Source organism: Bacillus sp. AFS002410 (genome assembly GCF_002556365.1).
In the GTDB taxonomy this organism is placed as follows: Bacteria; Bacillota; Bacilli; order Bacillales; family Bacillaceae_G; genus Gottfriedia.
Window position 1 is genome coordinate 56,911 of record NZ_NUEU01000002.1, and the last position, 12,363, is coordinate 69,273.

Annotated in this window: 12 protein-coding genes; 2 read left to right on the forward strand and 10 right to left on the reverse strand. The window is 32.8% G+C overall.

Annotated elements, in window-relative coordinates; all coding sequences use genetic code 11:
- Positions 1-3 precede the first annotated feature (3 nt).
- Genes hisF through CN692_RS02325 form a run of 7 tightly spaced genes read right to left on the reverse strand, consistent with a single transcriptional unit; the run spans position 4 to position 5,468 of the window.
- Entirely contained in the window at positions 4-762 is a 759-nt protein-coding gene (gene hisF / locus CN692_RS02295) for an imidazole glycerol phosphate synthase subunit HisF (RefSeq protein ID WP_098117405.1), read from the reverse strand.
- Positions 732-1,463 carry a 1-(5-phosphoribosyl)-5-[(5-phosphoribosylamino)methylideneamino]imidazole-4-carboxamide isomerase gene (gene hisA / locus CN692_RS02300; protein WP_098117406.1) on the reverse strand — a complete coding sequence of 244 codons (732 nt, stop codon included), beginning with the start codon at positions 1,461-1,463 and terminating at the stop codon, positions 732-734. Before hisA ends, hisF begins: the two co-directional genes overlap by 31 nt.
- A complete protein-coding gene (gene hisH / locus CN692_RS02305) occupies positions 1,441-2,064 on the reverse strand; it encodes an imidazole glycerol phosphate synthase subunit HisH (protein ID WP_098117407.1) in 624 nt (207 codons plus the stop codon). The genes hisA and hisH overlap by 23 nt, the downstream gene beginning before the upstream one ends.
- Positions 2,065-2,643, reverse strand: a complete 579-nt coding sequence (gene hisB, locus CN692_RS02310; protein ID WP_098117408.1) for an imidazoleglycerol-phosphate dehydratase HisB — start codon at positions 2,641-2,643, stop codon at positions 2,065-2,067. It lies immediately after the preceding gene.
- A complete protein-coding gene (gene hisD / locus CN692_RS02315) occupies positions 2,640-3,926 on the reverse strand; it encodes a histidinol dehydrogenase (RefSeq protein WP_373605019.1) in 1,287 nt (428 codons plus the stop codon). Before hisD ends, hisB begins: the two co-directional genes overlap by 4 nt.
- Positions 3,907-4,554, reverse strand: a complete 648-nt coding sequence (gene hisG, locus CN692_RS02320) for an ATP phosphoribosyltransferase (RefSeq protein ID WP_098117409.1) — start codon at positions 4,552-4,554, stop codon at positions 3,907-3,909. The genes hisD and hisG overlap by 20 nt, the downstream gene beginning before the upstream one ends.
- Entirely contained in the window at positions 4,551-5,468 is a 918-nt protein-coding gene (locus CN692_RS02325) for an ATP phosphoribosyltransferase regulatory subunit (RefSeq protein ID WP_098117410.1), read from the reverse strand. Before CN692_RS02325 ends, hisG begins: the two co-directional genes overlap by 4 nt.
- Before the next feature lie 544 nt (positions 5,469-6,012).
- Here CN692_RS02325 and CN692_RS02330 point away from each other — a divergent pair.
- Positions 6,013-7,224, forward strand: coding sequence for an MFS transporter (locus CN692_RS02330; RefSeq protein WP_098117411.1), 1,212 nt, complete (start codon positions 6,013-6,015; stop codon positions 7,222-7,224).
- A 107-nt stretch (positions 7,225-7,331) separates the two neighbouring features.
- Here CN692_RS02330 and CN692_RS02335 read toward each other — a convergent pair whose 3' ends face one another.
- A complete protein-coding gene (locus CN692_RS02335) occupies positions 7,332-8,273 on the reverse strand; it encodes a ketopantoate reductase family protein (protein ID WP_098117412.1) in 942 nt (313 codons plus the stop codon).
- 828 nt (positions 8,274-9,101) lie between these two features.
- On the opposite strand from CN692_RS02335, the gene CN692_RS02340 reads away from it, so the two are divergent.
- A complete protein-coding gene (locus tag CN692_RS02340; RefSeq protein WP_098117413.1) occupies positions 9,102-9,659 on the forward strand; it encodes a TetR/AcrR family transcriptional regulator in 558 nt (185 codons plus the stop codon).
- Between the two features lie 151 nt (positions 9,660-9,810).
- On the opposite strand, the gene CN692_RS02345 is transcribed toward CN692_RS02340, so the two are convergent.
- Positions 9,811-11,019: an FAD-dependent monooxygenase gene (locus CN692_RS02345; protein ID WP_098117414.1), complete on the reverse strand. Its 1,209-nt coding sequence runs from the start codon at positions 11,017-11,019 to the stop codon at positions 9,811-9,813.
- A 119-nt stretch (positions 11,020-11,138) separates the two neighbouring features.
- The gene (locus CN692_RS02350; RefSeq protein WP_098117415.1) at positions 11,139-12,215 is read right to left on the reverse strand and encodes a helix-turn-helix domain-containing protein; all 1,077 of its coding nucleotides are present in this window, start codon (positions 12,213-12,215) and stop codon (positions 11,139-11,141) included.
- Positions 12,216-12,363: the final 148 nt, after the last annotated feature.

Consider the following 12,363-nt stretch of genomic DNA (forward strand, 5'->3'; position numbering starts at 1 on the left):
CTCCTATAGTCGAACTGGAATATTTTTTTCATTTAAATAATTTTTCAAGTCGTTAATTTCGATTTCTCCAAAATGGAAGACTGAGGCAGCTAATACACCATCCACATTTGCGTATTCAATCGCGTCGTAAAAATGTTCTAATTTACCCGCTCCTCCAGATGCGATCACGGGTACATTCACTGCATTTGTCACTTTTTGAAGCAATCCGATATCAAATCCTCTTTTCATACCATCTTCATCAATACTATTTAGAACAATTTCACCCGCTCCGAGTTCTACACCCTTCTTAGCCCATTCAATCGCGTCCCACTCTGTTTCTTTGCGCCCGCCATTTATAAACACTTTATATTGACCATCACTATTTAACTTTGCATCAATTGAAAGGACAACACATTGTGAACCAAAGCGTTCTGAAGCTTCTTTGATTAAATTCGGATTTACGATTGCAGCAGAATTAACGGATACTTTATCTGCACCATTTCTTAAAAGTTTAGTAAAATCCTCTATTGAGCGAACCCCACCACCAACGCTAAAAGGAATGCGTAATTCTTTTGCTACCTCTGAAACAAATTGCAATGATATATCTCTTTCTTCATTTGATGCTGTAATATCATAAAATACTAATTCATCAGCACCATTTTCACTATAATATTTTCCAAGTTTAGTAGGTGAATCAACATCTTGAATGCTTGAAAATTGTTTTCCTTTTACGACACGTCCATTTCGAACATCTAAGCACGGTATAATTCTTCTTGCAAGCATTTAAGTGCCTCCTCTACAGTAAATTTTCCTTCATACAATGCTTTACCAGAGATCGCACCATAAATATTTAATTGACTAAGTGTTTCAAGATCATTTAACGTACTTACTCCACCTGAAGCAATTATGTTTAAATTCGTTTCTTCAGCTAATCTTTTATATGCTTCAATATTTGGTCCACTTAACATGCCATCCTTTGATATGTCAGTGTATACGACTGTTTTCACACCTAGTAGTTCTAACTGCTTGCAAAATTCAAAGCTGTCTTGATTAGTAGACTCTTCCCAACCATTTATTGCGACATAACTATTTTTTGCATCTACGCCTACAATGATTCGATCTCCGTATGTAGAGATAGCTTGTTCTAATAGCTGTCTATCTTTCATCGCAGCTGTTCCTAAAATAACACGTTCAACTCCTAGTTCTAACCAGAACGAAATTGATTCAAGCGATCTGATTCCTCCACCAATCTGAATTTTCAACTTCGTATTTTGAACGATTTCTTTTATAATTGAAGCATTTTTTCGTTCACCAGTTCTTGCTCCATCTAAATCAACTATATGTAATACTTTTGCGCCAGACTTTTCAAATTCTAACGCAACCTCTAAAGGTGAATTTTGATAGATTACTTGTTTATTAAAATCTCCTTGCTCGAGGCGAACGCAATTACCATCCTTTAAATCAATTGCTGGATATAGAATCATATAAACACAACTCCTTAAATGCTTTTAATAGATTAAGACCTGTTTCTGCGCTTTTTTCAGGATGAAATTGCATACCGTAAATATTACCGGATTTAATGATTGCTGGGATTTTGACCCCATATTCAGAGTAAGCTAGCAGTTCATTATTTGAAGAACTAACATAAAATGAGTGTACAAAATAGACATACTCACCTTCATTTACATACTTAACCAATGATTCTTCTTTTGTAAAATTTAATTTATTCCAACCCATATGGGGCACTTTTACAATATCCGGTATTTGTTTGACTTGGCCTTGAATTAGGCCAAGACCATTCGTTCCTAAGTTTTCTTCACTAAATTCATATAGTAATTGCATTCCTAAGCAAATTCCTAAAATCGGAGTACCACTTTTTGCTTTAGATTTTATTATCTCTATTAGACTAAGACGTTCTAATTCAATCATCGCCGCTTCAAATGCGCCAACGCCTGGAAGAATAATAGATGAAGCTTGCTTTATCACTTCAATTTCATTACTGATTATTACTGGAAAACCAATTTCTTCACATGCTCTTTTTAAAGAGTCCAAATTACCTACACCATAATCAATAATAATATTCACTTATAACATTCCTTTCGTGGAAGGTAACTTAGACGAGGTCACTTCTACCGCTTGTTTAACTGCTCTACCGAACGCTTTAAATAAAGCTTCAATTTTGTGATGATCATTTTCCCCGTATAAAACTTCCATATGGCAATTCATTCTAGCTTCAGAGCTCAGTGCCTTAAAAAATTCTTTGAAGTTTTGAGTATCAATCATTCCAATTCGCTCTCTTACTGTTCGATCATTATAAACAAGATATGGTCTATTACTAAAATCAACTACTACTCTTGCTAATGTCTCATCCATTGGAATATAGCAAGAACCGTAACGATTAATGCCAATTTTTTCTCCTAATGCATCTACCAATGCCTTACCTAAAGCAATTCCAACATCTTCTGTTGTGTGATGATCATCAACTTCCAGATCACCTTCACAAAATACTTCTAAATCGATTCCGCTATGGAATGAAAATAAAGTTAGCATATGGTCTAAAAATCCAATGCCAGTCTGAATATTACTTTCCCCATCACCATCTAAGTTTAATGTTAAACTAATTTTTGTTTCTTTTGTTTGTCTTGAAATTATTGCAGTTCTCACTTTGAATCCTCCTCAAATCGGATACTAATTGCTTTACCATGTCCAAAAAGACCTTCTTCTTCTGCAATCACTTCAATATGTTTTCTTGCTTCATTTAAAGCTTTCTTATTGTAATAAACGACCGATGTTTTCTTTTGAAAATCATTTACATTTAAAGGTGATGTAAATCTTGCAGTTCCACTTGTTGGTAAAGTATGATTCGTACCAGCAAAATAATCGCCAACTGGCTCAGGCGTGTAGTCACCTAAAAAAATAGCACCAGCGTTTTTAATATGATGAACGATTGATTCCGGGTTTTTGATCATGATTTCAAGATGTTCAGGAGCTAACTTATTAACTAGCTCAATTCCTTCTTCAATTGTTTTAACAACTAGTATTGCTCCATACTGTTCGAATGAACTTTTAATAATTTCTTTTCTTGGTTGTTCTTCTAATAAATTTGGTATTTGTTGCTGAATTTTTAGAGCAAACTCTTCTGAATTTGTAATGACAATACTAGATGCCATTTCATCATGCTCTGCTTGCGCCATTAAATCGGCTGCAATAAATCTTGGATTAGCTGTTTCATCTGCTAATATAACAACTTCTGTTGGACCTGCGACCATATCAATTCCAACTATTCCTGAAACACTTTTCTTAGCAAGTGCAACATAAAGATTTCCTGGTCCAACTATTTTGTCTACCTTTTCAATTGTTTCCGTTCCATATGCTAGTGCACCAATTGCTTGTGCTCCACCAACTTTATAAACTTTTGAAACGCCAGCTAATTTCGCAGCTACTAGAATTGACGGCTTGATTTTCCCTTCTTTATTCGGAGGAGTTACAATGACAATCTCTTTTACCCCTGCTATCTTTGCGGGAATTACATTCATTAAAACAGTAGATGGATACGCCGCTTTACCTGCTGGAATATACACGCCAACTCTTTCAATTGGATGAATTAATTGTTGTACATATGAATTTTTATCGTTTATTTTATAGCCATCTTGAAGTTGTTTTTCATGGTATCTTTCTATGTTCTTCTTAGCTTCAGCTAATGCAGTAACTAGTTTTTCATCAGTTTGTTCTAACGCTTCATTAAATTCTTCTTCACTTACTTCAAAGTCTTTTAGTTTGACTTCGTCGTAAATTAAAGAATATTGACGTACAGCTTCATCACCATTTTCTTTCACATTTAATAAAATTTTTTCTACGCTTTTCGTAGTCTCAACAGTAGGTAAATTAGTTCGGTTTATAATACTTTCAAGTTTATCGCTTTTTTGATTAATCGATAATATTTCCAGCATATACATTCTTTCCCTTCTTTATTTTTTCGAGAAACTCGGTAATTCGTAAGTGGTTAAATCTGTAACTTACACGATTTGAAATGACTCTAGCACTAATCGGAATCATTTCTTCTAAGATCACTAATCCATTCGCTTTTAAAGTACTCCCAGTTTCAACTAAATCAACTATGATATCTGACATTCCTACAATGGGTGCTAATTCAACTGACCCATTTAAGTAAATTAATTCTATATTTTGCCTCAACTGAAAATATTTTGAAGTAATATTTGGATACTTTGTTGCGATTCTTAAAGTTTCTTCACCTCGATCGAGTAGTGTTCCTGGAAAACCGGCTGCTGCAAAGACGCATTTTCCAAGTTCTAAATCCATTAGTTCATATACATCCTTTTCTTGTTCTAGCAAAATATCCTTTCCAACAAAACCAAGATCACAAACTCCTCGTTCAACATAAGTAGCAACATCTACTGGTTTAACTACTAAATATTTAATTTTATGTAATTCGTCTTCAAATATTAGCTTTCTAGTTTTAGAATCAATTACTTTTTGAAACCCTGCTTGATTTAATATATTTATAACCTCATCTTCAAGTCTTCCTTTTGCAACTGCAACGGTTAGCCAACTCATTGTTCATCCCCCATTTGACATGTTATCCAAGCGTTTGTATCAATCGAAAAGCCGATTGCATCAATTTCGTTTTCCGAATCTTCAGACACTAGAAGATAGCGTCCACCACTTAAAACCTCTTTATTTAACTGATCATAATATCCTTTAAAAACGATACCGTCATAATAATCAAATTCATTTACGATTGATAAATCAATCAATATATTTGGACTAATTTCTTGAAACTTGATTAACTTTTCAACAGCAATTTCCATTTCTTCGTTTAAGATTAAGCTTCTCAGTACTGAATGAAGTTTTTCTCCCTTACCTTGCAAACTAAATAATTGTTTGAAAACATTTCTAGCTTGCAACGGAAGATCGATTGACTGAATAAATCGTTCTAACTCATCTATGTTTTTTAAATAAATTAGCTTTATCAATTTTGTTTTTTGAGATTTTGTAAAGTTACATTCTTTAAATAATCCTTCTATAAAACCTGTATGGCCAATTTCTAAAATAAATGGAACATTACTTAGTAAATCAATTGCCATAATAACTACTTCAATTTCTGATGCTTCTGTAATTCGACCTAAATTTTCAATACCGAACTGCTTAATTTCATCAATTTCTACACCATTATTTCGATAAATTGTTGATTGATAAAATACTCTGCACTTCTCATCTTTTTGTGCAATCGGATAAATTTCTTTCATCAATGTACTTGTTATATCAGGCCTTAACAATAAAATTTGTTGCAGGCGAGTTAAAACGACAACTAAGTCTTCTTTTGCTAATCTTGGGTTTCGATTAGAAAATGAATCATACTCTTCAAATAGCTGAGGATGAAACGGGATATATCCCCGCTCTAGTGCATAATCTTCCATTTTTCTTTTATATCGATAATTAATTAAGGACTGCTTTAATTTCTGATCCAATCGAAATAACTCCCTTCTAGAAAAATAAAAAGGCCATACAGGTTAATGCCTGTATGGCCTTCTGGCACGACACAAGCACCTTCTTCGATACACGAATAGGGCTTGCATCTATGGTCAATTTTTGTCCATAGATTCAAACCCTGGGTGGATGATGATGTTGTAGCCCATTATTCGTGCGTGCAAAAAACATGTTCATGTCTCCTTTTTAAGTTTTATTTTTATTCATCTTAATGAATTTGGTATAAGTTGTCAATCCCTTTTGAATAATAATTTTTTTGGAAGGGTTTACATTACAAATTTTTAATTTTTGAATCTATTATACTAAAATGTATTTTCCCATACATTTTTCCTAATAATGAAGGATCATTTGATTATATCATTGAACTTTAAAACAAATTCGATTATTATCTAATTAGATAGATGTTTAATTAGTTAGTTTTATATATTGCCCTCTTGACTCTATTATTTTTTTGCCCACAAATTAGATACATATCAAATTAGATAGAAATAAAATCATTAACAATAACAAAGGGGATCTTTAAAAATGGAGACTTCATTTATTAAACAAGAAAAACAATATTTTAAATTATTTTTAGCAGGAATTGTAAATGGGATTGGTGACCGTTTTAGTTCTGTTGCTGTGTTGGCAATGCTCTTACAAATATCAGGTTCAGGACTTGCTGTAGGTATGACATTAGCAATTCGTTTGATACCTTTTTTATTGTTTGGTCCAATCGGAGGAAGACTCGCTGATCAATTTTCTAGAAAAACAATTTTAATAACTACTGACCTGATAAGAATCTTGTTTGCACTCTCCTTCTTATTAGTTCACGGTAAAAATGATATTTGGATTGTTTATTTTAGTTCATTTGTACTTGCAGCTGGAGAAGCAATCTATGCTCCGACTAGAAAATCTGCAATTCCTCAACTAGTTAACAATGAAAATCTTGTAAAAGTGAATAGCTTAGAGCAAGTTATGATTGGAATTGTCTTAGTAGTTGGAGCACTTTCAGGAGGACTAGTCTCTTCTATTTTTGGTCCGAGCGTGACATTTTGGTTTAATGCAGCTTCATTTTTAGGGGCCGCTGTTATCAATTCTACAATTAAATTTCCTGATCAAAATGTGATTAAAAAATTTGAGTCTCATATAAAAGAAAATGTCTTCTCCGCTTTTAAAAAGATTATTTTCATTTCTATGCCGGTTCAAATATTAATGCTATGTGAGATTTTAATTGCATCTATTAATGGAGTTGATAATGTATTAATTAGCGTTTATGCAATTTCAGAGTATCGACTAGGAGATTTTGGAGTTGGTCTCTTTTATAGTGCTTTAGGGATTGGGCTAATATTAAGTTTTTCGGTTGCAAACCGTCTACGAAATCATTTACTTATTTCAGGTTTCGCGTGTCTATTGCTTGAAGGAATTTTTCAACTGTTATTAAGTCGAACACATTTCGTGGTTTTTGCTCTTCTCATGTTTTGCGGCGCTGCATTTATGTCAGGTATTTGTAATGTTTGTTTTGATACGCTTCTCATGAATGAAATAGAACTCCAACATCAGGGTACAATATTTGGTCTATTAGCAACCATCACAAGCACTGTTTTAGGTATCTCTATGTTCATTTCTGGTTTAGCCCTCCAATATCTTTCTCCTCGATCGTTAGGATTGATTGGTGGAATCGCTTATATCCTTATTGCTATTTCCCTTATAAGTACAATTACAGTGAAAGAATATCGGAAAAAGGGTACTATTTGATTTATTTCATTGTTCAATATTTTATTAAAATTGACTAAAAAAAACGTTCATTTAGAATAAACAAACCACCCATTTAAACGGGTGGTTTGCACTTTTGAAAGCATTGGCTATATTACTTCATCCTTATACTTTTCCAGTGATCTCTTTTTAAGATCATCCCAGACAGGAGTTGAAATATTCGCTTCTTTTTGTAATTCATCAAATGTTCTATATACGGCTTCAATCTCACTAAAAGATCCCTCTATTAATTTATTCACTGAAAGTTTATGAAAAATTTTCATGCCGTAGTATCCAATCTTTCGATAATTCCGCACGATTTTCACTTGGAATGCTGGGTCAATTTTGTAACCCAATTTTTCTAAAATCATAAAGCCCTCATCCATTGCAGAAATCATCTGCGTTAATGATTCCTTATTCTTAGAGATTTTTTTAAACTCAAAGTTATTCAAGTAGTGAATCGAGTTCATCGCAACAATTGCAATGACATGACTTTTAAGCCAGCCATCAATGTGATCATTATAAATAAGTTTATACTTTGATTGCTTAAAAGCATTTTCCAAAGTAGATTTAAATGATATGTCACCATCAAGGCTTCCAATCACCATTTGTCCCCCTCCGCGAACCGAAATAATGCGACCACTTTCTTCCCGTTTCCCTCCACTCAGTTGGAACCCAAACGCAATATTCTTTTTAACTTCGCTATTTTCCACTAAGAAGTTTTGCATATTAGCTGAATCAGCATTATTTCCGACAATTACAATATTATTACTATTATTTTGAGCTAGTATCGGTAAAACTGAAGTGAATTGATTGTATTTCATAACAACAAATATAAGGTCATAATAATCATCTTGTTCAAGTCTATTAATAACATTAACTTGGTCAACAGTATTTTTTCGTTGGAAATGATGACGAATAACAATTCCATCTTTTTTCAGTTGCTCATACCTTCTACCCCTAGCTAAAACAGTAACCTCATTCCCTGCGCGAACTAATGTGTGTGCAAGATAACTTCCCAAAACGCCAGCGCCATATATTAATATTTTCATCATCATACTCCTATTCTATCGAATCTATCGTTACTATTTTTTGAATTGTTAATGGACATTCGTTCGTTATTCAACATTTGTCTATTATCTATAAAGTTTAACAACTGTCTATAGCCGTATCAATGGATAATAAATTCGGTTTTGTTTAATAATGAACAAATTAAAATGATTTGTTTAACAAATGTTTAATAAAAAACATTTCATGCTGTTGAAAAAAGAACTTGTCAATTAAGGGGTAATATTTTTCAAAGTAAAGGAAGCTGTATGATATTGATTTCCACTACAGGATTCTCGCTTTCCATGGGGCGAGACCTGAGCCTCCTCGGCGTGCGCCTGCGGGGTCTCAGCCTTCCCGCATTTCCCATAGGAGTCGAGAACCCCTCCGTTGCAATCAACTTCTTTTAATAAAAAAAGCACACAATAAAGAACTTAATTGATGTCCTTTTCTAAGAGAAAAATAGAAAGTAATTACTCAATATCTTTGCAAATCTCAATAGATCTACTTATAAACTAATAATTTGAATCTGTTCTTCAAACGTTTAGAATCTCAATATTTTTATATTTTGAAAAAAAATAAAAGCAATTACTAAAATTTGTTGGTACTTCATAAATAAACGATTACTAAAAACCTTTAATATAACATCATCAAAAGATTACCACTTAAACTTGAAACATTACGCGTAGTGTGCGTTTAAATATTGACTATTTTATATTTCAACATTCTGAAAAGTTTAATAAAAAACATTTGTTTATTTTTAGACTTTTGTTCATTATAATTAATCGACTAAACCTATTCCTAAATGAAACGATATTTGAGGGAGATTTTTTATGGATAAAAGAATTAGAAAATCTAAAAAAGCGATAGAAGACGCACTAATTAGTTTAATGGCAGAGGAGGATTTTGAGAGTATTACAATAAACTCAATTGCTGAAAAAGCAGACGTTAATAGAGGGACCATTTATTTACATTACAAAGATAAATACGATTTATTAGAGCAATGTATTGAGAGAGAAATAAATGAATTATTAATTTCTTGTTTACCAGAAGGTTCCGGCGTTTATCCATCTAAAAACCCTTTACTAAGGACATTTAAATACTTAGAAAAAAATTCTTTCTTTTACCACACATTGTTAACAAATAATGGAGTTCCGACTTTTAGAAATAAATTATTAAATGTGATGAAAGATGGAATGAGAGAACAATTAAATTTAAATGAATTGAATCAAAATATGAACAAAGAATTTTTAATTCAGTTTTGGTCATCTGCAGCAATTGGCGTCATAGAGTGGTGGATCATTCAGTCAATGCCATTTAGCGCAGAAGAAATCACTGAACAGTTATGGATTTTACTCGAGCGAAATCAAATTTTACCAACTATTGAATAATGGTACTGTTTTCGTACTGATGTCTGAATAAAATTCTTAGGCATCAGTATTTTTTTAAACGATGGCTCTTTTAAATTTAAATGTTTATTTTCGAACAAAAAAAAAGAATATCTAATTTGATATCCTTTAGGAACTCATATACATCTAATCATCAATCTTCAGATTCATAATCTTTCAGTTCAATCTCATTAGCAGCTTTAGTAATCATTTTCGTAATCATCTTAAACATTATGTTCATAACTATGGGAAACCTTAACATTAAATTACGTAACAATATTTTGAAGTTTGACTTTTCAATCATACCTCCAGCAGTTAAAAGTCCTATTTTTTGATTTTTCTCAACAAAATTTCTCATTTCATTTTCATAGGAGATAAAAGCCTTGTTGTAATCACCATGAGCTGCTTTAAGTTCCCCTGCTAATACATAAGCCCCGACTAGAGCTAGGCTGGTGCCTTGACCCGAAAGAGGAGACGGACAATATGCCGCATCACCTATCAATGAAATTCGACCTTTTGACCAAGTTGGCATATGAATCTGACAAATTTCATCAAAATAAAATTCTGTAGATTCCTTCAATTTTTCAAGTAATCTCGAAGTTTCCCAACCACTAAGTTCTTCAAAATCTTTATTAATTAGCTCCTTTTGTTCCTCCTGATTATTGCGGTCGAACTTAAGCGATTCTGATTTGAACAAAAACATAGCCTTTGCTTCAGCATGATCGTTTGAGCTATACATACCAACAGTTTTACCTGGTACCGTAAATAACATCTGGCTATGGTCGAGATTAAGGTAATTCTCAAGGTTAAAAATCGAGATATAACAGCCAAGTGTACGTTTAAACTGTTCTTCGACGCCAAATGTCAAGTTACGCACATTTGAATGTATCCCATCCGCTCCAATGATCAAATTGAATGTCCTTGGCTGACTATAAGTAAATTGGACTTCTACCCCTGTTTCTGTCTCATGTATTGATGTAATAGAATCGCCCCAAATATATTCAACATTATCTTTCGTTAACTCGTACAAAATGCTACTAAGGTCCTCTCTCATAATCTCGATGTCCATCCCTTGCTGATTACCTAAACTCGCTTCGCTTAATTTACCTAGGATTTTACCCTCATCGTTCACGAAATAAACACCCTTCATACGAGTATCAGCTGTACGAACTTGATCAAGAATACCCATCCGCTTTAGTACCGAAATCGCAGCTCCACGTATATCAACACCATAACCACCTGATCGTAATGCTGGCGCACGTTCAATGACAGTTACATCAAAACCAAAACGGTGAAGCCAGTGAGCGAGTGCCGGTCCAGCAATACTCGCACCAGAAATTAGGACGCTTAACTTTTGCTTCATAATTTATTTTCTCTCCTATACTAATTTAAGTTAACAAACATAAAAAAAGTATATTCGAGGCTTTTTTACTTATGTGTCGTATTAAAAATTCGCTTTATGGAGAAGTTAAGTAAAATTCTTCACTTTCTTTTATCAATCAGCTCCAAATATTGTGTATCCCCATATCCTATTGTTGGGAAAACCTCGAATAATCGTTTAAGTAATTCGGATGTAGGTAAATGTTTATTTTTTGAAATATATGTTGTGACGGCATTATTTTCTGTCTGCATTTCTAAAAATAAATCGATTGCCTGGTACATTACTGGAATTAGTTTAGTAGTTGGCTTCAAATGTTTGATCAATACTTCTTCATAAACAGAATAATAGCTACCTAAAGTAAGCTCCGTTTGGCTGACTTTAAATTCATCCTCTCTAAAGCTATTAAAAAATACTTTACCTTTATAATTAGATTGTTCAAGATACGCAAGGATCGTTAGCAGATTCATTTGACAAAACATATCTTCTCCAAACCATAAAACAATATAGTTATAGTTTTTCCTAACCAGATTATTTAAGGGCTTTATTACCATGTTGCTGTAATTTTCAACAGACACATTATGTCCTGATGCTCTTGTTTGAATAAATACCTCATCGAAAATGAATTCCGTAGTTGCATTTACACACATTGCCTCATTGAAGGGAACATAATCAGAATCTCCCATAAGTTTTTTATTACTAAACTCATCATACATTACTTGACCGTTTAAAATATTCAGTACATCTCGGTCAAATAATTCCATATTATTATTTTTTAATTGTTCAACCTCAGTTTCTCTAGATTTATTCATTCTGCTACCATCCTCACTCTGGTGAATAGTAAGTTTTGCAAATGATTGAACTGGCATTTGATTGAGTTGAAATTCTCTAGGACTAACACCAAAAACTGTTTTAAAAGCCCTACTGTAGGCTTCTTGCGAGGAATAATTATATTCAAAGGCAATATCAATTATCTTCCTATTATTTGCTAAATCCTTCGTAGATAAATAGACTCTTCTAAAAAGAATGTATCGTCTAATACTTATACCTGTTACCTGATGAAACTTAAAAGAACAATAATAAGGGGAATATCCCATATAATTAGCTAAGTCTTCTAATGAAAATTTATTTTTTATATTTTCCTCAATCCAATCAATCATCGGCTGTATATATTCATTCATTTGCATCACTCCTAAATAGAATTATAGATTACCTCAATTTTATTCTTTTGATAATTGTTGTGCTATAACATAATACTGTCAAAAAATAATTTCCATTTAGGCATAAATAAGACCTTTGCATATAGAAAAAAGCCTTATTGCACAATAA

Coding starts and splice junctions, on each gene's coding strand:
- hisF (WP_098117405.1), bottom strand. CDS start 762: ATGCTTGCAAGAAGAATTATACCGTGCTTAGATGTTCGAAATGGACGT.
- hisA (WP_098117406.1), bottom strand. CDS start 1,463: ATGATTCTATATCCAGCAATTGATTTAAAGGATGGTAATTGCGTTCGC.
- CN692_RS02350 (WP_098117415.1), bottom strand. CDS start 12,215: ATGAATGAATATATACAGCCGATGATTGATTGGATTGAGGAAAATATA.
- CN692_RS02340 (WP_098117413.1), top strand. CDS start 9,102: ATGGATAAAAGAATTAGAAAATCTAAAAAAGCGATAGAAGACGCACTA.
- CN692_RS02345 (WP_098117414.1), bottom strand. CDS start 11,019: ATGAAGCAAAAGTTAAGCGTCCTAATTTCTGGTGCGAGTATTGCTGGA.
- CN692_RS02335 (WP_098117412.1), bottom strand. CDS start 8,273: ATGAAAATATTAATATATGGCGCTGGCGTTTTGGGAAGTTATCTTGCA.
- hisG (WP_098117409.1), bottom strand. CDS start 4,554: ATGAGTTGGCTAACCGTTGCAGTTGCAAAAGGAAGACTTGAAGATGAG.
- CN692_RS02330 (WP_098117411.1), top strand. CDS start 6,013: ATGGAGACTTCATTTATTAAACAAGAAAAACAATATTTTAAATTATTT.